Raw genomic sequence first — 22,780 nt, 5'->3', positions numbered from 1 at the left:
GGCATCGTGCCCGGTCGAAGGGGTGCGAGCGCCGTTCAGCCCCGCAGGGCCGCCAGCCGGCGGCGGGCGGGGCCCAGGACGCGTCCCCGGCGCGGCAGGTCCGACCACGGGTCGGTGCGGACCTGCTCGACGGCGTCGGCGACGGTCCAGCGACGGGCGTGCAGGCCCGGATCGTCCAGCTGGTCCCAGGAGACGGGCGTGGCGACGGGAGCGCCGGGCAGGGCGCGGACGGTGCAGGGGGCCACGGCGGTCTGCGCGTAGGCGTTGCGCTGCACGTCGAGGTAGAGCCGGTCGCCGCGGTCCTTCTTGCGGGCGGCGGTGGTGAGCCGGTCGGGGTGGGCGGCGGCGAGGGTGTCGGCGACCTCGCGGGCGAAGGCGCGTACGTCGTCGAAGTCGTGGTCACCGGTCAGCGGCACGATCACGTGCAGTCCCCGGGACCCGGTGGTCATCAGCGCCGAGGGCAGGTCCAGCTCGTCGAGCAGCTCCCCCAGCAGCCGGGCGGCCTTCCGCACCGCCTCGAAGTCGTCGCCGGAGGGGTCGAGGTCGAAGACCAGCCGGTCCGGCCGGTCGATCCGGCCGGTGCGGGACAGCCACCGGTGCAGGGTGATGACCGCCTGGTCGACGAGGTGGAGGAGGGTGGCGGTGTCGTCGCACACGGTGTGCGTGACGGTGCCGCCCTCCTTGGCGACCTCGGCCCGGGTGATCCAGTCCGGATAGCCGTCCGGGGTGTTCTTCTGCATGAACGCCGGGCCGTCGATGCCGTCCGGGCGCCGGTCCAGCATCAGCGGGCGGCCCCGCAGGTGCGGCAGCATGAACGGGGCGACGGCCCGGTGGTAGTCGACGAGGTCGTCCTTGGTGTACTCCCCGGTGTCCCCGTCGCCGGGGAAGAGCACCTTCCCCGGCCGGTGGATCTCCACCCGGCGACGGCCGGCCCGTACGGTGCGCGACCCGTCGTCGCTCACGAGACGACCGCCTCCCCCACCAGCAGCCGGCCGGCCGCCGCGATCGACTCGGCGTCGATCCCGGCGGCGTGCAGCTGCTCGTCCGGGGAGGCCGACCCCGGCATGGTGCGCACGCCCAGCCGTACCAGGCGCGGTACCGGACGCCCGTCGGCGAAGGCCTCCGCGACCGCGTCCCCGAGGCCGCCCTCCGGGTGGTGGTCCTCCACCGTCATCAGGCAGCCGGTCTCCTCGGCGGCCGTGTGCAGCGTCTCCCGGTCGACCGGCTTCACCGAGTACAGGTCGATCACCCGTACGGCGATGTCCTCCTCCGCCAGGGCCTCCGCGGCGGCCAGCGCCTCGGGCACGGTGACGCCCGCCGCGACGAGGGTGAGCCGGTCGCGGCCGGAGGAGCGCAGCACCTTGCTGCCGCCGACCGGGAACTCCTCGTCGGGGCCGTAGATCACCGGGCCCGCACCACGCGAGGTGCGCAGGTAGCGGATGCCGTCCAGGTCGGCCATCGCGGCGACCAGCCGTGCGGTCTGGTTGGCGTCGCACGGGTACAGCACGGTCGAGCCGTGCACCGCCCGCATCATCGCCAGGTCCTCCAGGCCCATCTGGCTGGGACCGTCCTGGCCGATGGCGACGCCCGCGTGCGAGCCGACGAGGTTGATCCCGGAGCCGCTGACCGACGCCATGCGGATGAAGTCGTGGGCGCGGGTGAGGAAGGCCGCGAAGGTGGCGGCGTACGGCACGCGGCCGCGGGTCGCCATGCCGACCGCCGCGGCGACCATCTGCTGCTCGGCGATGTAGCACTCGACGTAACGCTCGGGGTGCTCCTTGGCGAAGGCCTCCGCGCGGGTGGAGTCGCCGACCTCCCCGTCGAGGACGACGACGTCGCCGCGCGCGGTGCCGAGGGCGGTCAGCGCCTCGCCGAAGGCGTTCCGGGTGGCCACCTCCTCGCCCTTGTCCCAGCGCGGCAGTTCCAGCCGGCCGGTGTGCGGGGCGGGCGGCGTTCCGTCGGCGGGCGGCTGCGCCACCCGGATGCGCAGGTCGCGGGGGCCGCCGAGCTCGGCGATGGCCTCCTCGGCCTCGGGCAGCGGTTTGCCGTGCAGGCCCTCGCGGTCCTGGACCGCCTCGACGCCCTTGCCCTTGAGGGTGCGGGCGAGGATCGCGGTGGGCTGGCCCTTGGTGGACAGGGCCTCTCCGTAGGCGCGGTCGACGGCGTCCACGTCGTGGCCGTCCACTTCGACGGTGTGCCAGCCGAAGGCCTGGAAGCGGCGGGCGTAGGCGTCCAGGTCGTGGCCGTGCCGGGTGGGGCCGCGCTGCCCGAGCCGGTTGACGTCCACGATCGCCGTGAGGTTGTCCAGGTGCTCGTAGGCGGCCTGCTCGGCCGCCTCCCAGACGGAGCCCTCGGCCAGTTCGCTGTCACCGCACAGCACCCACACGCGGTGGTCGGCGCGGGCCGGCCGCTTCCCCGCCAGCGCGATGCCGACGCCGACCGGGAGGCCCTGGCCGAGGGAGCCGGTGGCCGTCTCGACCCAGGGCAGCCGGCGCGGGGTGGGGTGGCCTTCGAGGCGGCTGCCGTTCTCGCGGAAGGTGAGCAGTTCCTCGTCGTCGATGGCGCCGACCGCCTTGTAAAGGGCGTACATCAAGGGTGAGGCGTGCCCCTTGGAGAGGACGAAGCGGTCGTTGGCCGGGTGGTCGGGGCGGTCGAAGTCGTAGCGGAAGTGGCGGGCGAACAGCACGGCCGTCAGGTCCGCCGCGGACATCGACGACGTGGGGTGCCCGGAGCCCGCGGCGGCCGCGGCGCGGACGCTGTCCACCCGCAACTGCTGGCCGAGCTCGACGAGTTCACCGGTGTTCATGAGTCTCCTTCGGTGGGGCGGTCGGTTCGCTTGACGGGGCCGGGCGCGACGCCGGGACCGGGCGGCGGCTGGTCGGGGGGCGGAGCGACGGCGGGCCGGTCCCCGGGCTGGCCCTTCGCGGGCTCACCGCCCGGCTGGCCCTTCGCGGGCTCACCGCCCGGCTGGCTCCTCGCCGGCTCACCGCCGGACCGCTCCTTCGCAGGCTCCGAACCCGGCCGCCCCTGATCGCCCGGTACCCGCGGCAGTTCCGGCGACGCCGTGTCCAGCGGCACCGACCAGGACCGGACGAGCCCCAACTGGACGGCCTGGCGCGGCAGCACGGCGTCCAGAAGCCAGTCGGCGGCCACCCGGACCCGGTTCCCCGGCATCGCCGCGAGGTGGTAGCCGCGGGTGACCGCGCCCGCCACCGGCCCGGACAGGTTCACGCCGAGCGGGTTGGCGGCGGCCTTGACGCCGCCCAGGTCCACCACGAACCCCATGTCCTTGTGCCGGTAGGCGCGTCGCTCGCCGTCGCCGAACGACGCGGCGACGTTGTGCGCGCACACCTTGCCCTGCCGCCAGGCGTGCTGCGCGGTCATCGGGGTGTACGAGCCGGGCTTCTCCAGGTCGGGCACGGCGGCGGCGTCCCCGCAGGCGAACACCTCGGGCCGGCCCGGCACCTGCAGGTGCGGGTCGACGAGCAGCCGGCCGCGTTCCATGGGCAGTCCGAGGGATTCGGCGAGCGGGTCGGGACGCACGCCCACGCACCACACCAGGGTGCGGGTGTCGACGAACTCCCCGTCCGTCAGCAGCACTCCGTCGTGCGTGGCCTCCTTCACGGAGGTGCCCATCCGTACGTCCACGCCCCGTTCGCGCAGGACCGCGTCGGCCGTGCGGGAGAGCCGTTCGTCCAGCTCGGGCAGGACCCGGTCGGCGATGTCCAGCAGCATCCAGCGCGGCCGCAGCCCGGTCCGCATGGGGTGCCTGGCGACCTGCGCGTCGGTGAACAGCTGCCCGTGCGCGGCGACTTCGGTGCCGGTGTAGCCGGCGCCGACCACGACGAAGGTGCAGCGGGAGGCGCACTTCTCGGCATCGTCGGTGGCGGCGGCGAGTTCCACCTGGCGGGTGACGTGGTCGCGCAGGTACAGGGCTTCGGGCAGGCCGCGGAAGCCGTGGGCGTGCTCGGCGACCCCGGGGATCGGCAGCAGCTTGTTGACGCTGCCGGCCGCGAGGACCAGCCGGTCGTAGTCGAGGGTGCCGCTCTCGCCCTCGGGGCCGGTGTAGTGCACCTGTCGTGCGTCGAGGTCGATGCGGTCGGACCCCCCCAGCACCAGCTTCACGTGCGGCAGCGTGCCGGAGAGGGAGACGGTGACCCGGCGCGGCTCCAGGACGCCGGCGGCGACCTGGGGCAGCAGGGGCAGGTACAGGAAGTAGTCGGTGGGGTTGAGCAGGACGATCTCGGCGCGCCCCCTGGCCAGCCGGGACAGGGTCCGGGCCGTGCGGTACCCGGCGAAGCCGGCACCGACGATCACAATGCGGGGTCGACTCACGGTTCGCCTCCGGCGCTGTCGCGTACGTCGGGAGACTTCCGCGTCCCCCCGGCGGGGTCCGCCAAACGTCCGGCCGGTTTCCGCCCGGCCCCCCGGGTACCCGGCCCGGGACCCGAACGCCCACGTCGCGGAGGCGCCCCCCATGCCCGAGTACGGCTATTTCCTCTCGTGCGAGCAGTACGGCCCCGCAGAGCTGATCGAGCAGGCGCGGATGGCCGAGCAGGCCGGATTCCAGGCCCTGTGGATCTCCGACCACTACCACCCGTGGAACGACGAACAGGGGCAGAGCCCGTTCGTGTGGTCGGTGATCGGCGCGCTGTCCGAGGCGGTGTCCCTGCCGGTGGGGACGGCGGTGACCTGCCCGACCGTGCGGACGCACCCCGCGGTGGTGGCGCAGGCGGCGGCCACGGCCGCGGTCATGTCACCGGGGGAGTTCCGGTTCGGCGTGGGCACCGGCGAGGCGCTGAACGAGCACATCCTCGGGGACCCCTGGCCGCCCGCGCACGTGCGCCTGGAGATGCTGGAGGAGGCGATCCAGGTGATGCGCCGGCTGTTCACCGGCGAGGAGGTCAACCACCACGGCACGCACTACACGGTGGAGAACGCCCGGCTGTACACCGTGCCGGACGAGCCCGTCCCGATCGACATATCGGGCTTCGGCCCGGCGGCCACCAAGCTCGCCGCCCGGGTCGGCGACGGCTACATCACGATGATGCCGGACGCCTCGATGGTGGAGCAGTACCGCAAGGGCGGGGGCGGCGGGAAGCCGGTCAGCGGCGGCACCAAGGTCTGTTACGGCACCGACCGTGACGAGTGCGTGCGCACCGTGCACCGGCTGTGGGCGAACGAGCAGCTGCCCGGCGAACTGGGTCAGGTACTGCCGTCGCCGAAGCACTTCGAGCAGGCGCAGACCCTGGTCACCGAGGACATGGTGCGGCAGAACCGGGTGTGCGGCGACGACGTGGACGAGCACGTCGCCGAGCTCCGGCGGTTCGCCGACGCGGGCTTCGACCGGATCTACGTCAACCAGATCGGCCCCGACCTGCGCGGCTTCTTCGACTTCTACCGCACCAAGGTGCTGCCGCAGCTCCAGCGGACCGCCTGAGCCGGGAGGACCCGGGCCGTGGAACCGTGCCGGCCCGGGACTCCACGACGGCGGTGACCGCCGAGGCGCCGCCGGTCGGCGGCTTCCCGGGCGGGGGCCCGTGCTGCTCGTGGAGGGCGGGAGCGCGCAGGACGCGCCGGGCATCGCGCTGTGGGACTTCGGGGTGCTGCCGCCGGAGCTTCCGCCGGTGCGGCTGCCGAGGGGCGTGCCGGGAAGTCCTCGACGGCGCCCCGGACCCCACGGGAGGCGCGTCCGGCCTCACCCCGGGACATCGGTCAGGGCCCGGCGCCGCGGACGCGAGGCGTTGCGCGGCACAGGGCGGGCCGGGCGGCCCGCTCCGCTTCCCGCAGCGGGTCAGGCCCGGCGGTGGGGCGTGTCGGGGTCGGATTCCGGCCGCGGCGGCACGACACCGGCGGTGGGGGGCGCGGACGGCGCCGGCGGGACGGGAACCGACCGGCCGGCGGGCGCGGCGGCCTGCGCGGGAAGGGTCGCGGACGCCGTGGGCCGGGCCGCGCCGCGCAAGGCGTAGGCCAGCGCGCCCAGGACCACGGCCGTGATCAGTGCGGCGGCCCAGTCCGGCAGGACCAGGTCGAGGGCGAGACCCACGGCCAGTGACACGGCCGCGCCCGCGTACAGGGCGGCGGCCCCGGATCCGGCGTACAGGGCGGCCCTGCGGCGCTGTCCCCGCGCCTGTTCGCGCAGTTCGTCGCGCACGGCTTCGCGGGCCACCCGCGCCAGCTCGTCGACCAGGTGCTTGTCCGGATGCTCCAAGCGCTGCATGAGCGTCGGGTACCCGTGCCCGCGGGCGCGTAACGCCCGCGGGCACGGAGCGTGAAGACCGCCTGCGCCGGGCGCCGGGCCGGCGTCGCCCCAACTAGGCTCGTCCCCATGGAGATTCTGGGTGCCACACTGCGCGTCTGCGTCGACGACATCGAGACCGCCATCCCCTTCTACGAGCGGCTGGCGGGCGGCAGGGCCCTCCGGTTCGAACGGGGCGGCGTGCAGGTCGCCGCGGTCGGCTGCTTCCTGCTGATGAGCGGTCCCCCGGCCGAACTGGACGTGCTGCGCAGGGTCGCGGCGACCCTCGCGGTCAAGGACGTCGAGGAGACCCGGCAGGTGCTCGCGGAGATGGGAGCCGACATCCTGGCGGGCCCGCTCCCCACGCCCGTGGGCCGCAACCTCATCGCACGGCACCCGGACGGGGCGGTCTACGAGTACGCGGACCGCCGCTCCTGACGCGGCCGGTCACGGCGTGGGCCGCGTCCGGGAGCCGTACCGGTCCGGCGGCGGCCCGCCCGGCCGGCGACCGCGTGAGCGGGGTCCGCACGCGGCGGGCCGGACGTCAACGCCCCTTCGTCATCTCGCTGGTGAGCGCCCAGCGTTGATGGTCGCGCCAGGCGCCGTCGATGAAGAGCATCTTCGGCGAGAAGCCCTCCAGGCGGAACCCGCAGGCGCGGGCGAGGGCGATGGAGGCCGCGTTGCCGGGCTGTACGTTGATCTCCAGACGGTGCAGCCGCATCGGGCCGAAGGCGTACCGCACCACGAGGTCCAGGCCCTCCCGCATCAACCCGCGCCCGGCCGCGTGCGCGAAGGCGCCGTAGCCCAGCGCACCGCACAGGAAGCCGCCCTCGACGATGTTGTTGATGTTGATGAACCCGGCGAGGGCGCCGTCCGCCCCCTTCTCGCAGACCAGGAAACCCGCCTTGGTGGGGTCCGCGATCAGCCGCCCCGCGTACGCGGCGTACTCGCCCCGGCTGTCCGGCGGGAACAGCCAGGGGTGGTGGAGGTCCTTGCTCTCCCGGGCGCGGGCGGTGAATTCGGCTCCGTCCGCCCGAGTGAAGTGGCGGATCCCCACGCGGTGGCCCTCGGCGAGGTAGCGGGAAGCGGTGTGCGGCACCCTGCCACCCTACGACGGGCCCGCGCGCGGCGCGGGCCCGTCAGCTCAGCGCCGGTTCGTCCAGGGTCAGCGTGCCCGCGTCGGCGTCGAGTTCCGCCGTGACGCCGAACGGGACGGTGAGCGCGTCGTCGCAGTGCCCGAATCCGAACTGCTCGGCCACCGGCACCCCGAGGCCGCCGAGCCGGTCGGCGAGCAGCGCCCGCACCCCGTCGTACGGCTCGCAGCGGGCCCAGGAGCCGAGCAGCAGTCCGCGGACCCCGTCCAGCCAGCCGGACCGCAGCAGTTGGGTGAGGTAGCGGTCGAGGCGGTACGTCTCCTCCCCCACGTCCTCCAGGCACAGCAGTCCGCCGCGCGCGGAGGGTCTGGCGTGCGCGGTGCCCAGCTCGGCGGCGAGCAGGCAGAGGCAACCGCCGAGGGTGACTCCGCGCGCCCGCCCCGGGACGAGCGCGGTGCCGTCGGAGCGGACGGTGCGGACCGTCTCGGGGGAGAACAGCGTGGCCCTGAGGTGGTCCTGCGCCCGCGCGCTCTTCACGAAGTCGGCGCCGGCGGCCATCGGACCGTGCAGGGTGACGAGGCCGAGCCGGACCGCGAACGCCTCGTGCAGCGCGGTGATGTCGCTGAACCCGACGAACACCTTCGGGCCCGCGGCCCGCATCGCCTCCCAGTCGAGCAGGTCGACCATGCGCTGTACGCCGTAGCCGCCGCGGGCGCAGATCACCGCGTCGACGGCCGGGTCGCACCAGGCGGACTGCAGGTCGGCGGCCCGGTCGGCGTCGCCGCCCGCGAGGTAGCCGAACTCGCCGTGCCGGTCCGGGACGTGGCGGCCCACCACGGGGTCGAGGTCCCAGCCGCGCAGCACGTCGAGCCCGGCCTGGAGCCGCTCCTCGGGCACCGGACCGCTGGGCGCGACCACGGCCACCCGGGCGCCGGGAGCCAGGCGGGCCGGCCGGCGCAGCGGCTCGACCCGGCTCACGTGCCCAGCTCCAGGGCCGGCACGCCGGGTGGTTCCATGCCGAACACCTGGGCGTACAGGGACAGCTCCGCCTCCAGGGCGCGCACCATGGTCTCCGCCCGCCGGAAGCCGTGCCCCTCGCCCTCGAAGGCGAGGTAGGCGTGCGGCACGCCGCGGCCGGCCAGCCGGGCCAGGAAGCGCTCGCACTGCGCCGGCGGGCAGATCACGTCGTCCAGTCCCTGGAGCATCAGGAACGGCACGGTGAGCCGGTCGGCGTGCGTGACGGGCGAGCGTTCGGTGTACCTACCGGGCACCTCGGCGCGCGGGCCGATCAGGCTCTCCAGGTACTGGGACTCGAAGTCGTGGGTCCCCCCCGTGCCCCAGCCGGCGAGGTCGAGCACGGGGTAGCTGATGGTGCCGCAGGCGTAGACGTCGGTCGTGGTGAGCGAGGCGGCGGCGGTCCAGCCGCCGGCGCTGCCGCCGCGGACGGCGAGCCGGTCGCGGTCGGCGGTGCCCTCGTCGGCGAGGGCCAGCGCGACGGCGGCGCAGTCCTCGACGTCGACCACGCCCCACTGGCCGTGCAGCCGGTTGCGGTACTCCCGCCCGTATCCGGTGGAGCCGCCGTAGTTGACCTCGGCGACGCCGATGCCGCGCGAGGTGAAGTAGGCGATCTCCAGGTCGAGCACGAGCGGCGCCCGGCCGGTGGGACCGCCGTGCGCCCAGATCACGTACGGGGGCAGTTCGTCCGCGGGGCCGGTGTGACCGGGGTGGTGCGGGGGATGGACGTGGGCGTGGATCTCGCGGCCGTCCGGTCCGGTGAACGTGCGGGCCTGCGACTCGGGGTAGTACGCGGGGTCCACGGCGTCCTCGTGGGCGGCGCCGATCACACGGGCCCGCCCCGTCCTGGTGTCCAGCTCCACCACCTCGTGGGAGCCGCGCGGTCCGGCCCCGACGGCGACGACCCGCTCGCCGTGTGCCGCGAGGGTGGGCGCGAACTCGCTCCACGGGCCGGCGGCGTCGACGACCTCGCAGGTCTCGGGGTCGAGCACGCCCAGCACGGGTGCGCCCCGGCCGTGCAGGACGGCGACCAGACCGCCCTCCAGCGGCGCGAACCAGCGCAGGCCCAGCTTCCACAGCGGTCCGCCGAACTCCTCCTCGCGCGGGCAGACCGGCGTCCCGTCCCGGTAGAGGTTCCACCAGCCGGTGCGGTCGCTCGCGTACAGCAGCCGGCCGTCGGGGGTCCAGTCGACCTGGGCGACGGACTCCTCGGGTCCGCCGGCCACCGTACGGGCGTCGCGCAGGGTGCCGTCGGCGGCGACGTCGGCGACGAGCAGTTCGGTGCCGTCCCACGGCATGCGCGGGTGGTCCCAGCCGAGCCAGGCGGCGCGCCGTCCGTCCGGCGCGAGGCGCGGCCCGGTGACGAACCGGTGCCGGCCGTCGCTCAGTTCCCGCACGGCACCCCGGTCGCCGGCGGCGGAGCCGTCCAGCGGCACGGCGGCCAGGACCCGGCGCACGTCGCCGGGGCCGTCGCCGGTGAACTCCTCCAGCACGCACCACACCTCGCCGCGCTCCGGCAGCAGCACCGGCTCGGCCCAGCGCAGCCCCTGCCCGACCGGGGACACGGGGGTGAGCGGGCGGGGCTCGCCGCCCGGCTCGTACCGGTAGAGGCGCTGGTCGGCGAAGTTCACGAACACCACGAGCGGGACACCGCCGCGCACGGTGCCGGCCCAGGGCCGGCCGCCGTACTCGATGACCCGGCTCCGCACGTTCCACGGCGCGGGCAGGACGGACTCCTCGGTGCCGTCGGCGTGCCGCCGCACCAGGCCGCGCCGGCCGGCCTCGGCGGGCCGGGGCTCGGTCCACCACACCTCCTCGCCGACGAAACCCACGAACTCGGGGCTGCCGTCGTGGGCCGCCGCCGTGGCCGCGTCGATGGGCGAGGGCCATTCGCCGTACGCCAGGGTCCGCACCGTCTCCCCCACTCGCTCAGGCCGTCCGCAGGAACCGGTCGAGGACGCGGACGCCGAAGTGGAGCGCCTCGACCGGGACGCGCTCGTCCACCCCGTGGAAGAGAGCCTGGTAGTCGAAGCCCTCCGGCAGCTTCAGCGGCGCGAATCCGTAGCCGGTGATGCCCAGCCGGGAGAACTGCTTGGCGTCCGTGCCGCCCGACATGCAGTACGGCACCACGTGCCCCTCGGGCGCGAACTCCTGGACGGCGGCCCGCATCCGGGCGTACGTCGGCGAGTCCAGCGGCGCCTGGAGCGCCACCTCGTGGTGCTCGAACTCCCAGTCGACGTCCGGCCCGGTGAGCCGGTCCATGGTCGCGCGGAACTCGTCCTCGGCGCCCGACAGATACCGTCCGTCCACGTGCGCCACGGCCTCCCCCGGAATCACGTTGACCTTGTAGCCGGCGTTCAGCATCGTCGGGTTGGCGCTGTTGCGGACGGTGGCCTCGACGAGTCTGCCCGCCGTGCCGAGCTTGTCCAGCAGGGCTTCCACGTCCGTCAGGTCCGTGTCGATGCCGTACACCGCGGCGATCTCGGTGAGCGCGGCCCGCACGGTCGGGGTGAGCCGCAGCGGCCACTGGTACTCGCCGATGCGGGTGACGGCGGCGGCCAGACGGGTCACCGCGTTCTCCCCGTTGACCTTGGAGCCGTGCCCGGCCCGGCCGCGCGCGGTGAGCCTCATCCAGGCCGTGCCGCGCTCGCCGGCCGCGATCGGGTAGAACTGCCGCCCTTCGCCGTCGTGGAAGGTGAACGCGCCCGACTCGCTGACGCCTTCGGTGCAGCCCTCGAAGAGGTGGGCGTGCCGGTCGGCGAGGAATCCGGAGCCGTCCTCGGCGCTGGCCTCCTCGTCGGCGGTGAACGCGACGACGACGTCCCGCCGGGGCCGCACGCCCTCGCGCGCCCAGGCCCGCACCACGGCGAGGATCATCGCGTCCATGTTCTTCATGTCGACCGCGCCGCGGCCCCAGACGACCCCGTCGCGGACCTCACCGGAGAACGGGTGCACGCTCCAGTCGGCGGCCTCGGCCGGGACGACGTCCAGATGCCCGTGGACGAGCAGCGCGTCGGCCGACGGGTCGGTGCCCTCCAGTCGGGCGACGACGTTGGTGCGGCCCGGCGCGCGCTCCAGGAGCACCGGCTCGAGCCCCGCCTCGGCGAGCCGCGCGGCGGCGTACTCGGCGGCGGGCCGCTCCCTGCAGTCCCCCCCGCCCCTGTTGGTCGTGTCGATCCTGATCAGGTCGGACGTGAACGTCACGACCTCGTCGAGGGCCCGCTCGTCAGCCATACTGCTCCTCCACCGCGGCCGAGGCGATCGTGGTGACCGCCTTGAAGGTGCGGATCCCGTCGTACATGGTCCCGCTGGTGTACGCCACCTTCCGCTCGCCGGTGCGGGTCACGCCCGGCACGACGGTGGCGGCCATCGCCAGGTGCTCGGCGTCGAACTCCACCGCGACGGTGAACGGCCCGGCGTCGACCGGCTCCCGGCGCACCGCCAGCGCGACCGCCTCCTCGGCGGCCGCGCGGATGTCGGCGGCCGTGCGGACCGGGGTGCGGCACACCGCCGCGTACCGGGACACATGGTCCTTGACGGCGACCTTCAGCGCCTCGGGCGCGTAGCCGAGCGCGTCCTCGCAGGCGACGTCGTCACCGGTCACCAGGATCACCGGCACCCCGTACTCGGCGACCACGTGCGCGTTGAGCAGGCCCTCGCTGGCCCGTACGTCGTTGACCCAGACCCCGGTGATGGAGTTGGCGAGGAAGGTGTGCGCGAGCACGCCCTCCATGCCGGCGCCGGCGTGGTAGCCGATGAACGCGATGCCGTCCACGTCGCCGTGCTGCACGCCCTCGACCATGGACAGCGCCTTGTGCCGCCCGGTGAGCATCTGCGCCCGCTCGTCCAGCTGCTCGAGCAGCAGGTTGCGCATGGTCCAGTGCGCCTCGTTGATCAGCACCTCGTCGGCGCCGCCGGCGAAGAATCCCTGCACGGCGGCGTTGACGTCCGAGGTGAACATGGACCGGCACCGCTCCCACTGGGGAGTCCCCGGCAGCACGTCGGCCGGCCAGGTGACACCGGTGGCGCCCTCCATGTCGGCGCTGATGAGGATCTTCATGCGGCACACGCTACGTGGTTCCGCCGGATCCCGGCCAGCCTGTGGATATTCCTCACCGGACCGGCGACGGAGGTCTCCTCGCCCCTCTCCGGCGTCGCCCTGCGCGGACTCGTCCACGACGTGCGGGAAGCGGTCGGCGAGGAAGCGGGTCCGGGTGCCGTTGCCGCGCCCCAGGTCGATCAGGGGCAGGGCGGGGCCGGTCGGGTGCGGTCCGGACAGGGCGAGACGGCGGGCCGCGGTGAGGGCGGGCTCCGCGTCCCGGAACACGGCCCCCGGCCCCTTCGGCGCCTCACGCCGGAAGCCCTCCCAGGCCTCCCGGTACCGACTGGCCGCCCCGAAGTGCGCCGTGCACCACCGCAGGTCGACCGCCGGGCGGCCGAGCGCGTCCTCCTCGGTGAGGGAGAACAGACGTCGCGCCCCCTGCTCCAGCGGGAGACGAGCCCGTCGCGGTCGACCACGGCCACGGCCGGCGGGATGCGGCCGGCGCCGCCCCGCCCGGCCGTCCCCCGCCCGGCGATCCGGAGGTGCGTCCCGCCCGGTGCCACGGTCCACGGCCCAGGCCCTCTCTCCCCCGGCTGTGCGGGATCTGCACCGCCGTCACCACCGTACGGCCACGGTCGGACGCGATGTGCGCCGACGCGGGAACTGCCCGCCGGCGCTCGCACCGGCGTGCGTTCCCGCGTGTCACGGGCCGTTTCAGTCCTCGTGCCCCAGCTGGAGGTCGCGTTCCGTGCGCCCTCCGCCGGCCACCTGGAGCACGGTCGCGACCGGCGGGTAACCGGCGGCGATGACGGTGTACTCGCCCGACGCCAGGTCGACGAACCGGAAGGTGCCGTCGGGTCCGGTGGTGAGGGTGTCGACGACGTTGCCCGCCGCGTCCAGCAGGGTCACGCGCGCCTCCTCGACCGGCCGCCCGCCGCCGGCCCGCACCGTGCCGCGCAGCATCGCGCCGCCGGCCAGCTCGACGTCCTGACGGGTCTCGCGGGCGGCCTGGACGGTGACGGGGAGGGCGGCCGGGCGGAAGGCGGGCGCGCTCGCGGCGAGCGTGTACTCGCCCGCCACCAGCTCGCTGATGACATAGCCGCCCTCCCGGCCGCTGCGGGTGCTCGCGACGACCTCCCCATGGACGTTGGTGAGCGTGACGGCCGCGTCCCGCACCGGTGTGCCGTCGGCGGTGACGACGGTGCCGGCCAGCCTGCCCGCGCCGCCGAGGACGACGTCGAGTTCGACGGGCCGCTCGCCGACGGTCACGGAGACCGCCTGCGGCTGGTGGCCGCCCGCGGCGGCGATCAGGACGTACGCGCCCGGGCCGGGGGTGGCCAGCGCGTACCGCCCGTCCTCGCCGCTCGCGCCCCGTCCGGTCTGCTGTCCGGAGACGTCGATGAGGGTCAGTGCCGCGCGCGGTACGACGGTCCCGTCGGGGTGCTGCACGGTCCCGCAGACGGGAACGCCGCCGGTGTGGGCCGACCGGGCGTACGGCACCCGTGCGGTGGAGCGGGGTGCTTCCTGCACCGGGTCGGCGGTGGGGGCGTGGTGGGACACCAGTGGTCTCTCCTTGAGGAAGAAGGCGATGAGCAGGCCGAGGACGAGCACCGGCACCAGGTGGAGGAAGACGCGCGGCATGGCGTCGGCGTAGGCCTGCACGTAGGCGTCGCGCAGCTCGGGCGGCAGCGCGTGCACCAGCTCGGGGGTGATCGACTCGGCGTCGGGCGGGGTTCCCGCGCCGGCGGGCGGGCGGTCTTCGAGCGCGTCGGTGAGCCGGCCCGCGAAGAGGGTGCCGAAGGCGGCGGCGCCGACGCTGCCGCCGATCTGCCGGAAGTAGTTGTGGGCGCTGGTGGCGGTGCCGAGATCGGCGGGGCGCACGGAGTTCTGCACGGCGAGGATCAGCACCGGCATCACCATGCCGACACCGGCGCCGAGGACGGCCGTCCAGATGCCGTAGTACAGCCGGGGGGTGCCGGTCTCCAGGCGGGACAGCAGCCACATCCCGACGACGGAGAGTGCGGTGCCGACGACGGGGTGCCACCGGTAGCGGCCGGAGCGGCTGACGAGGTGTCCGGAGACGATCGAGGCGCCGACGATCCCGCCCGTCATGGGCAGCATCAGCAGTCCGGATTCGGTGGCGGAGACCCCGTCGACCATCTGCAGGTACGTCGGCAGGTAGCCGGCGGCGCCGAACAGGGCGACGCCGGTCACCAGGCCCACCAGGCCGGTGACGTTGAAGACGGAGTCCCGGAACAGCCGCAGCGGGACGAGGGGTTCGGCGGCGAAGCGCTCGGCCACGAGGAAGAGGACGCCGGCCGCGACGGCACCCGCGCCGAGTCCCAGGACGAGGCGGGAGTCCCAGGCGTGTGCGGTGCCGCCCCAGCTGGTCAGCAGCACCAGACAGGTGGAGGCGGCGGCCAGCAGCAGGGTGCCGAGGACGTCGAAGCGGCCCCGGGCGGCCGGCTTGGGGAGTTTGAGCACCAGGGCGACGACGGCCATGGTGACGACGCCGAACGGCACGTTGACGTAGAAGCACCAGCGCCACGAGAGGTGATCGGTGAGGTAACCGCCGAGCAGCGGCCCGGCGACGGACGCGAGGCCGAAGGCGGCGCCGGTCAGCCCCATGTACCGGCCGCGCCGGCGCGCGGGCACGATGTCCGCGATGATCGCCTGGACGCCGATCATCAGGCCGCCCGCGCCGACTCCCTGCACCGCGCGGTAGGCGATCAGCTGGTCCATGGTCGACGCGCGGCCCGCCAGCGCGGAGCCGACGACGAACACGAGGAGCGCGAACTGGAAGACGCTCTTGCGGCCGAGCAGGTCGCCGAGCTTTCCGTAGACCGGCAGTCCGACGGTGGCGGTGAGCAGGTAGGCGGTGATCGCCCAGGACATCCGGTCCAGGCCGTGCAGCTCGCCGACGATCCGGGGGAGCGCGGTGGCGACGATCATCTGCTCCAGGGCGGCGAGCAGCAGCGCCGGGATCAGCGCGAGGAAGACCAGCCGGACCCGGCGCGGGCTCAGGTCCGGCTCGACGACCCGTGCCGGGGGCGGCGGGCCCCCGGCCGACGGTGCCGTGGCCGGCTCGTCCTGCGTCAGAGTGATCCCGCCCACGTGCCGCTCCCCTCGTCGCACCGCCGGACAATTCCCGCGTGAAAGCGACAACTACGGGCAAGCACGGCGAGTTACGGGACAGGGAAGGGTCGTCACGAGATCACTCGAAACGGTGAGGAGCCAACTCCGCGGGCTTTACGAGGGGTTGCCACCCCTCACTTCTCGACCTCCGCGGCCAGCCTGGCCAGCAGGGCGTCGTGGATGCGGGCGAGGCCCTTGGGCGCGAAGGTCTTCTCGAAGAAGCCGCCGATGCCGCCGGCGCCGTCCCAGACGGTGGTCACGACGACGCGGGAGCGGCCGTCACCGGCCGGGGTGACCCGCCAGGTGGTGACCATGGAGGAGTTGCGGTCCTTCTCGACCAGTTCGCCGTCGGTCGGCTCGGTGACCTCCAGGAGGCAGTCGCGGACGCGCTTGCTGGTGGCCTGGAGCTTCCAGTGCACCAGGGTGCCCTCGCCGTCGCCGCCCTCGCGGACCTCGTACTCGCTGTACTGCTCGGGCAGCACTTTCGCGCGGGTGCCGCTGTAGTCGGCGAGGGCGTCGAACACCGTCTCCGCGTCCGCCTCGACGATCCGCTCCGTAGTGGCTTCGACCTGCGCCATCGCTTACCTCCAGGGCATGGGTTCTCAGGGCCGGGGCAAGCCAATCACCCCCGCGCCCGGCCGCCCAAATCGGGGCTTCGGATGTGATCGGGAGGGTGACCGAAGATGTCGTCCGCCCGATCATGGGAACATATGTTCTATTCTGTGGCGCGGCGACACCGAGGAGGCGACATGCGCTGGGAGAACCTCTCACCGGGCTCCGCACACAGCCGGGCCGACGCCGCGCTGTTCGGCGCGGAGGCGGTCACGACCCGCACCTTCGACACGCCGGAGTTCCGTGGCGTCACCTTCCACGAGGTCCGGGCCCGCTCGATCGTCGACCGGGTGCCGGGAGCCTCCCGCATGCCGTTCGAGTGGACGGTGAACCCCTACCGGGGCTGCGCACACGCGTGCGTCTACTGTTTCGCGCGCAGCACCCACGGTCATCTGGACCTCGACACCGGCCTCGGCTTCGACAGCCAGATCGTGGTCAAGGTGAACGCGCCCGAGCTGCTGCGCCACCGGCTGGCCTCCCGCGACTGGCGGGGCGAGCACATCGCGATGGGCACGAACGTCGACTGCTACCAGCGGGCGGAGGGCCGCTACCGGCTGATGCCGGGCATCCTCGCCGCCCTGCGCGACCACGCCAACCCGTTCTCGATCCTCACCAAGGGCACGCTGATCCTGCGGGACCTCCCGCTGCTGAGGGAGGCCGCCCGGGTGACCGACGTGGGCGTCTCGGTCTCGGTGGGGTTCACCGACGAGGAGCTGTGGCGGACGGTCGAACCGGGCGCTCCGGCCCCGGAGCGGCGGCTGGACGTGGTCCGGACGTTCACCGGGCACGGCATCGACTGCGGGGTCCTGATGGCGCCGGTGATCCCGTTCCTGAGCGACCGTCCGGACCGGCTCCGGGCGGCCGTACGGGCCGTCGCGGCCGCGGGCGCCGCCTCCGTCACCCCCCTGGTGCTGCATCTGCGGCCGGGCGCCCGCGAATGGTTCATGTCCTGGCTCGGGCGGCACCATCCGCACCTGGTGGCCCGCTACGAACGGCTGTACGCGGACGGCGCCTACGCCCCGAAGTGGTACCAGCGCCGCATCACCCGCCAGGTGCACGAGCTGGCCGAGGAGTACGGCATCGGTCCCACCCGGGCGGGGACGCCCCGCCGGATCCGCGCCGCCGGAACCCCGGCGGTCGGACCGGACCGGCTGACGCTCTTTTGAGAGCGTTCGAGCGCATCCTGCGACCCGATCGGGTCAAGAATCAGCGGAACGTGTTCGGACGGGGTCCCGCATCGGGACGATGCCGCGTGAACCGTGAGCCCCGCGGTCCGCCGCACCTCCGTCCTGGGAGGACCCCACCATGAGAAAACGCGCAGCCGTGCTGTGCGGTGCCGTCGTCGTCCTGGCCGGAAGCCTCACGGCCGCGCCCGCCGAGGCCGGCTCGCCGCGCGCCGCGAGGACCCCGCACGCCGCGAAGCCCGGCTGGAAGGAGTGCGGCACCGACGACTACCCGAGGCTGCAGTGCGCGTCCGTCGAGGTGCCGCTCGACCACACCGACCCCGCCGGGCGGAGGATCACGCTCGCGCTGTCCCGCGTGCCGCACACCGCGGAGCGGTACCAGGGCCCCCTGCTGGTGAACCCGGGCGGCCCCGGCGGCAGCGGTCTGACGCTCGCCGGGTTCGTCGCGGCGGCGCTGCCGAAGCACGTGGCCGCCCAGTACGACGTCATCGGCTTCGACCCGCGCGGAGTGGGCGCGAGCGAGCCGGCGCTGGACTGCGCGCCGGGTCACTTCGACCCGGTGCGCCCTGACCCGGTGCCGGCCTCGCCCGAGGCCGAACGGGCGAACCTCGCGCGCGTGCGGTCGTTCGCCGCGGCCTGCGGACGCAAGTACGCCGATCTGCTGCCGCACATCGACACGAACAGCACGGTGCGCGACCTGGACGTGATCCGGCGGGCGCTGGGCGCGGAGAAGCTCAACTACTTCGGGTACTCCTACGGCACCTACCTGGGAGCCGTCTACGCCAAGCTGTTCCCGGAGCGGGTGCGGCGCCTGGTCCTGGACTCGGTCGTCGACCCCACCGGGGTCTGGTACGACGCCAACCTCGACCAGGACCACGCCTTCGACGACCGCCACCGCGCCTTCATGGCCTGGGTCGCCGAGCACGATCCGGCGTACGGGCTGGGCACCGACCCGGAGGAGGTCGAGGCCACGTGGTACGCGATGCGCGCGGCGCTGAGGAAGGACCCGGCCGGCGGGAAGGTGGGCGCCGCCGAGCTGGAGGACACCTATCTCCCGGGCGGCTACTACAACGGCTACTGGCCCCACCTCGCGGAGGCGTTCTCGGCGTACGTGAACGAGCGGGACGCCGGGCCGCTGATCGAGGCGTACGAGAACTTCGGCGCGAGCGACGCCGCCGCCGCCAACGGTTACAGCGTCTACACCGCGGTGCAGTGCCGGGACGCCGCCTGGCCGCGTGACTGGCGGCAGTGGCGCAAGGACAACTGGGAGGTGTACGAGCGGGCTCCCTTCCTCGCCTGGAACAACGCCTGGTACAACGCGCCGTGCGCCTTCTGGCCGACCGGGTCGCTGCGGCCGGAGCGCGTCCGCAACGACAAGCTGCCGCCCGCGCTGCTGTTCCAGGCGACGCACGACGCGGCGACCCCGTACCAGGGCGGTGCCACCGTCCACCGGCTGCTGGCCCGCTCCAGCCTGGTGGTCGAGTCGGGCGGCGGCAACCACGGCATCACGCTGAGCGGGAACGCCTGCCTGGACCGGCATCTGACGGCCTACCTGGCCGACGGGACCGTGCCTCGCGGGGACGGTCGCGAGGCCGACGCGGTGTGCGCGGCGCTGCCCGCCCCCGAGCCGCTGACGTCGAAGGCGGCGCCGGCGTCGGCGCGCGGTTCGACGCTGCACGGTCTGCTCGGCTTCCGGAGCTGAAGGCCTGACGACCCGTCGGGGACGGACTGTCGTACCCGTGGTCCATCATGAACGCATGAGTGACCTGACCCGCATCCCCGCCCCCGACGGCGTGGCCCCCGCGGCCCAGTACACCCACGTGGTGTCGGGCACCGGCCGCTTCGTCGCCGTCTCCGGCCAGCTCGCCCTGGACGAGGACGGCGAGCTCGTCGGCGAGGGCGACGCCGGGGCCCAGGCCCGCCAGGTGTTCGAGAACCTGCGGCGCTGCCTGGCCGCCGCCGGGGCGACCTTCGACGACGTCGTGAAACTCACTTTCTTCGTGACGGACATGGCGCACATGCCGGCCATCCGCGCGGCCCGCGCCGAACACATACCGGACGACCGGCTGCCGGCCGCGTCCGCCGTACGGGTCGCCGGGCTGGTCCGCCCGGAGTTCCTGATGGAGATCGAGGCCTTCGCCGTGGTGGGTGCGTGAGCGGGCTCGTGCTGCGGTCCATGACCGCCGACGACTGCGAGGGCGTCGCCGGGATCCGGATACGCGGGTGGCGGCACGCGTACCGGGGTCTCGTCCCGCAGTCGTACCTCGACGGCCTCGACGTCGGGGCCGACGCCGAGCGGCACCGCGCCCGCCTGACCGGCGGTGACGGCGGCGTGGTGAACCTGGTCGCCGAGGCCGACGGCGGCGAGCTCGCGGGATGGGCCGCGTTCGGCCCGTACCGGGACGCCGGCGGGCGCACCGGGGACGCGGAGCTGTACGCCCTCTACCTGCTTCCCGAGCGCATCGGCCAGGGCGTGGGACGGACCCTGCTGACCGAGGTGACCCGCCGCTGCGCCGCCGTCGGCCACCCGCGCGTGCGCCTGTGGGTCCTCGAGGGCAACGCCCGCGCCCGCCGTTTCTACGAGCGGGCGGGGTTCGGCGCGGACGGGGCCGAGGAGCCCTTCGAGGTGGACGGGGTGGTGGTGCCCGAGGTGCGGTACACGAAGGAGCTCACCGGGCGGCCCTAACGCGGTCGGGGGATCCGGGCCAGCGCGTGCACGGCCGCCTCGGCCAGCGCCGGATGGGCGAGGGCGTCGTTGAGCACCGGCTCGGCGCGCGGGTCGCCGAGTTCGCCCAGCCCTTCCACGCAGGCCAGCGCGACCCGGCGGTACGGGTCGTGGGGGCGCAGACGCCGCCGCAGGGTGGTGATCAGGGCCGGGACCGCCTCGGGGGCGCGCAGTGCGGTCAGCAGGCGGACGGGGTGCAGGGCGTAGGCGACGCGGAGTTCGTTGGTGGCGAGGGCGGCGGCGGCGCGGGCGGTGCGCGGGTCGCCGAGGCGGGCGAGGGCGTGGGCGGCCGCGGCGCAGCGCGGCGGGTCGCGGTGGTTGAGGAGCAGCACCAGCGCCTCGAAGGCCCGCCGGTCCCCCGCCACCCCCAGCCGGAACGCGGCCAGTTCCCGCGCCCACAGCGGCTGCCCGGCTTCGGTGAGGACGCCGGCCAGGGTGTCGGGCTCGTCCGTGGCCAGGAGGCGGTCGTACGCCGCCGATCCGCCCGCCTCCGCCCGTAAGCGCTCCGTGAGCGATCGCAACTCTTCGTCCATGGTGCAGAGGTTAGGGGGTGCACGGGGCCGCTCGGGACGTACCTCACAAAGCCGGGGGGCTGGCGCGCTCGTTACCCGCCGGTTAAGCTCAGACGAGCGAGTTACCCGCTCGCGATCCTCCTCATGGCGGTCTGGTGACGCGGCCGTCCTGAGTGGCAGTCGGTTCGGTGCCCCGTGTACCGCAGTACGGCCCGGCCCCGGGACAGGGCCGGCCGGACCGTCGTTCGCCGACGGCGCCGGGCGTGTGCGCTCGCAGCCCGGTTCACACCCGCATCCCGCACGTACCCGGTGCGCCCTTCGGCGCACCCGGGCGTGTTCTCCGTCGTCACCCTCATTCCTGGAGTCCCGCGATGGCCGCTCCCCTCTCCGACACCCCTCTGTCCCCGCTCCGGACCGTCGCCGTGGTCGGCCTCGGCACGATGGGCACCGGCATCGCCGAGGTCCTGGCCGGCGCCGGCCGCGACGTCATCGGCATCGACATCAGCGAGGCCCAGGCCGCCCGGTGCGTCGCCGCCCTGGAGGCCTCCACCGCCCGAGCCGTTCGGCGCGGCCGACTGACCGAGGAGCGGCGCGCGGACCTCCTCGCCCGCGTGACCACCTCCGCCGACCTCACGGCGGCGGCCGACGCCGATCTGGTGATCGAGGTGGCGCCGGAGTCGTACGAGATCAAGCAGCAGATCCTCCGTGAACTCGACGGGATCGTGCGGCCGGACACCCTTCTGGCGACCGGCACCAACGCACTGTCCGTCACGCGTCTCGCCGCCGACTCGGCCCGCCCCGAGCGGGTGCTGGGCATGCACTTCTTCAACCCGGCGCCGGTGATGAAGCTGGTGGAGGTCGTCTCCTGCGTGCTGACCGCCCCCGCGGCCGTCGCCGCGGTCACCGACCTCGCGCTGGACCTGGGCAAGGAGCCCGTGGCGGTCGGCGACCGGCCCGGATTCGTCGCCGACGGGCTGCTGTTCGGCTACCTCAACCAGGCCGCCGCGATGTACGAGGCCAACTACGCCTCCCGCGAGGACATCGACGCCGCGATGCGGCTGGGCTGCGGGCTGCCCATGGGCCCGCTGGCGCTGCTCGACCTGATCGGCGTCGACACGGCGCGCACGGTCCTGGAGGCCATGTACGCCGAGTCCCGTGACCGGCTGCACGCCCCGGCCCCGGTCCTCAAGCAGCTCAGCGAGGCGGGCCTGACGGGCCGCAAGGCGGGGCGCGGTTTCTACACGTACGAGGCTCCGGGCAGCGGCGCCGTCGTGCGGGACGCCCTGACCCCGCCGGAGGGCGGCTCCCCCGCCACCGGCCGTCCGGTGCGTTCGGTGGGCGTCGCGGGCTCCGGCACCATGGCCTCCGGCATCGCCGAGGTCTTCGCCAAGGCCGGCTACGAGGTGGTCCTGGCCGCCCGCGGCGCGGAGAAGGCGCAGGGCGCCAAGGCCCGGATCGGGAAGAACCTGGCGCGCTCGGTCGACAAGGGCCGGATGACCGCCGAGGCCGCCGCCCGGGCCCTGGAGCGGGTGCGCCCGACGGGCACGTACGACGACTTCGCCGACGTCGATCTCGCGGTCGAGGCGGTCGCCGAGGACCTGGAGGTCAAGCGGCAGCTGTTCGCGGCGCTGGACAAGGTCTGCAAGCCGGGCGCGGTCCTCGCCACCACCACCTCCTCGCTCCCGGTCGTCGCCTGCGCCCGTGCCACCTCGCGCCCGCAGGACGTGATCGGCATGCACTTCTTCAACCCCGCGCCGGCCATGAAGCTGGTCGAGGTGGTGCGTACGGTGCTGACCGCCGACGACGTGCACGCCACCGTGCGCGAGGTCTGCGGCACGATCCGCAAGCACCCCGTGGACTGCGGCGACCGGGCCGGGTTCATCGTGAACGCGCTGCTGTTCCCCTACCTCAACAACGCGATCAAGATGGTGCAGGAGCACTACGCGTCCCTCGACGACATCGACGCCGCGATGAAGCTGGGCGGCGGCTACCCGATGGGGCCGTTCGAACTGCTCGACGTCGTCGGCCTGGACGTCTCGCTCGCCATCGAGAAGGTGCTGCACCGCGAGTTCCGCGACCCGGGGCTCGCGCCGGCGCCGCTGCTGGAGCACCTGGTGGCCGCGGGCTGCCTCGGCCGCAAGACCGGCCGTGGCTTCCGCGAATATGCCAAGCGCTGAGCGGCGCCCCGGCGACTGGTCCGAGGGCGGCGCGGAGTGGGGCGGAC

General features: G+C 74.3%; 19 protein-coding genes. 7 read left to right on the top strand and 12 right to left on the bottom strand.

Annotated features, from left to right (window positions below; translation table 11 throughout):
- Positions 1-35: 35 nt before the first annotated feature.
- Genes ligD through ACZ8ZB_RS28720 form a run of 3 tightly spaced genes read right to left on the bottom strand, consistent with a single transcriptional unit; the run spans position 36 to position 4,335 of the window.
- Positions 36-962 (bottom strand): non-homologous end-joining DNA ligase, encoded by a 927-nt coding sequence (gene ligD / locus ACZ8ZB_RS28730; protein WP_470740525.1) that lies wholly within the window; start codon positions 960-962, stop codon positions 36-38.
- Positions 959-2,806, bottom strand: a complete 1,848-nt coding sequence (locus ACZ8ZB_RS28725) for a transketolase (protein WP_470740524.1) — start codon at positions 2,804-2,806, stop codon at positions 959-961. The genes ligD and ACZ8ZB_RS28725 overlap by 4 nt, the downstream gene beginning before the upstream one ends.
- Complete coding sequence (locus ACZ8ZB_RS28720) at positions 2,803-4,335, bottom strand: NAD(P)/FAD-dependent oxidoreductase (protein WP_470740523.1); 1,533 nt, start codon at positions 4,333-4,335, stop codon at positions 2,803-2,805. The genes ACZ8ZB_RS28725 and ACZ8ZB_RS28720 overlap by 4 nt, the downstream gene beginning before the upstream one ends.
- Positions 4,336-4,477: 142 nt before the next feature.
- Between ACZ8ZB_RS28720 and ACZ8ZB_RS28715 the strand changes: the two genes are divergently transcribed.
- A complete protein-coding gene (locus ACZ8ZB_RS28715) occupies positions 4,478-5,440 on the top strand; it encodes an LLM class F420-dependent oxidoreductase (protein ID WP_470740522.1) in 963 nt (320 codons plus the stop codon).
- Positions 5,441-5,794: 354 nt separating this feature from the next.
- Here the strand turns inward: ACZ8ZB_RS28715 and ACZ8ZB_RS28710 are convergent, their stop codons facing one another.
- A complete protein-coding gene (locus ACZ8ZB_RS28710) occupies positions 5,795-6,220 on the bottom strand; it encodes a phage holin family protein (RefSeq protein ID WP_470740521.1) in 426 nt (141 codons plus the stop codon).
- A 108-nt stretch (positions 6,221-6,328) separates the two neighbouring features.
- On the opposite strand from ACZ8ZB_RS28710, the gene ACZ8ZB_RS28705 reads away from it, so the two are divergent.
- A complete protein-coding gene (locus ACZ8ZB_RS28705) occupies positions 6,329-6,676 on the top strand; it encodes a VOC family protein (RefSeq protein ID WP_470740520.1) in 348 nt (115 codons plus the stop codon).
- A 106-nt stretch (positions 6,677-6,782) separates the two neighbouring features.
- Here the strand turns inward: ACZ8ZB_RS28705 and ACZ8ZB_RS28700 are convergent, their stop codons facing one another.
- From ACZ8ZB_RS28700 to ACZ8ZB_RS28670, 7 genes are all read right to left on the bottom strand, one after another.
- A complete protein-coding gene (locus tag ACZ8ZB_RS28700; RefSeq protein ID WP_470740519.1) occupies positions 6,783-7,337 on the bottom strand; it encodes a GNAT family N-acetyltransferase in 555 nt (184 codons plus the stop codon).
- Between the two features lie 40 nt (positions 7,338-7,377).
- A complete protein-coding gene (locus tag ACZ8ZB_RS28695) occupies positions 7,378-8,310 on the bottom strand; it encodes a S66 peptidase family protein (protein ID WP_470740518.1) in 933 nt (310 codons plus the stop codon).
- The gene (locus ACZ8ZB_RS28690) at positions 8,307-10,259 is read right to left on the bottom strand and encodes a dipeptidyl-peptidase 5 (RefSeq protein ID WP_470740517.1); all 1,953 of its coding nucleotides are present in this window, start codon (positions 10,257-10,259) and stop codon (positions 8,307-8,309) included. Before ACZ8ZB_RS28690 ends, ACZ8ZB_RS28695 begins: the two co-directional genes overlap by 4 nt.
- 16 nt (positions 10,260-10,275) lie before the next feature.
- Entirely contained in the window at positions 10,276-11,580 is a 1,305-nt protein-coding gene (locus ACZ8ZB_RS28685; protein WP_470740516.1) for a M20/M25/M40 family metallo-hydrolase, read from the bottom strand.
- On the bottom strand, positions 11,573-12,406 hold the full coding sequence (locus tag ACZ8ZB_RS28680) for a M55 family metallopeptidase (protein WP_470741603.1): 834 nt from the start codon (positions 12,404-12,406) through the stop codon (positions 11,573-11,575). Before ACZ8ZB_RS28680 ends, ACZ8ZB_RS28685 begins: the two co-directional genes overlap by 8 nt.
- A 696-nt stretch (positions 12,407-13,102) precedes the next feature.
- Positions 13,103-15,502: an MFS transporter gene (locus tag ACZ8ZB_RS28675; protein ID WP_470740515.1), complete on the bottom strand. Its 2,400-nt coding sequence runs from the start codon at positions 15,500-15,502 to the stop codon at positions 13,103-13,105.
- A 155-nt stretch (positions 15,503-15,657) separates the two neighbouring features.
- Positions 15,658-16,101: an SRPBCC family protein gene (locus ACZ8ZB_RS28670; protein ID WP_470740514.1), complete on the bottom strand. Its 444-nt coding sequence runs from the start codon at positions 16,099-16,101 to the stop codon at positions 15,658-15,660.
- A gap of 171 nt (positions 16,102-16,272) precedes the next feature.
- Between ACZ8ZB_RS28670 and ACZ8ZB_RS28665 the strand changes: the two genes are divergently transcribed.
- From ACZ8ZB_RS28665 to ACZ8ZB_RS28650, 4 genes are all read left to right on the top strand, one after another.
- Entirely contained in the window at positions 16,273-17,301 is a 1,029-nt protein-coding gene (locus ACZ8ZB_RS28665) for an Rv2578c family radical SAM protein (protein ID WP_470740513.1), read from the top strand.
- Positions 17,302-17,440: 139 nt separating this feature from the next.
- Positions 17,441-19,021, top strand: a complete 1,581-nt coding sequence (locus ACZ8ZB_RS28660; RefSeq protein WP_470740512.1) for an alpha/beta hydrolase — start codon at positions 17,441-17,443, stop codon at positions 19,019-19,021.
- Between the two features lie 55 nt (positions 19,022-19,076).
- A complete protein-coding gene (locus ACZ8ZB_RS28655) occupies positions 19,077-19,475 on the top strand; it encodes a RidA family protein (protein ID WP_470740511.1) in 399 nt (132 codons plus the stop codon).
- 20 nt (positions 19,476-19,495) lie between these two features.
- Complete coding sequence (locus tag ACZ8ZB_RS28650) at positions 19,496-20,005, top strand: GNAT family N-acetyltransferase (RefSeq protein ID WP_470741602.1); 510 nt, start codon at positions 19,496-19,498, stop codon at positions 20,003-20,005.
- On the opposite strand, the gene ACZ8ZB_RS28645 is transcribed toward ACZ8ZB_RS28650, so the two are convergent.
- A complete protein-coding gene (locus tag ACZ8ZB_RS28645; protein ID WP_470740510.1) occupies positions 20,002-20,577 on the bottom strand; it encodes an adenylosuccinate lyase in 576 nt (191 codons plus the stop codon). The genes ACZ8ZB_RS28650 and ACZ8ZB_RS28645 overlap by 4 nt on opposite strands.
- A gap of 350 nt (positions 20,578-20,927) precedes the next feature.
- Here ACZ8ZB_RS28645 and ACZ8ZB_RS28640 point away from each other — a divergent pair, with 350 nt between their 5' ends.
- Positions 20,928-22,733, top strand: a complete 1,806-nt coding sequence (locus ACZ8ZB_RS28640; RefSeq protein WP_470740509.1) for a 3-hydroxyacyl-CoA dehydrogenase family protein — start codon at positions 20,928-20,930, stop codon at positions 22,731-22,733.
- The last annotated feature ends 47 nt before the right edge of the window (positions 22,734-22,780 follow it).

This window comes from Streptomyces sp. 12E (assembly GCF_055633275.1).
Note: the sequence above shows the minus strand (reverse complement) of the source record. Positions and strands in the feature narration are given on the sequence as shown.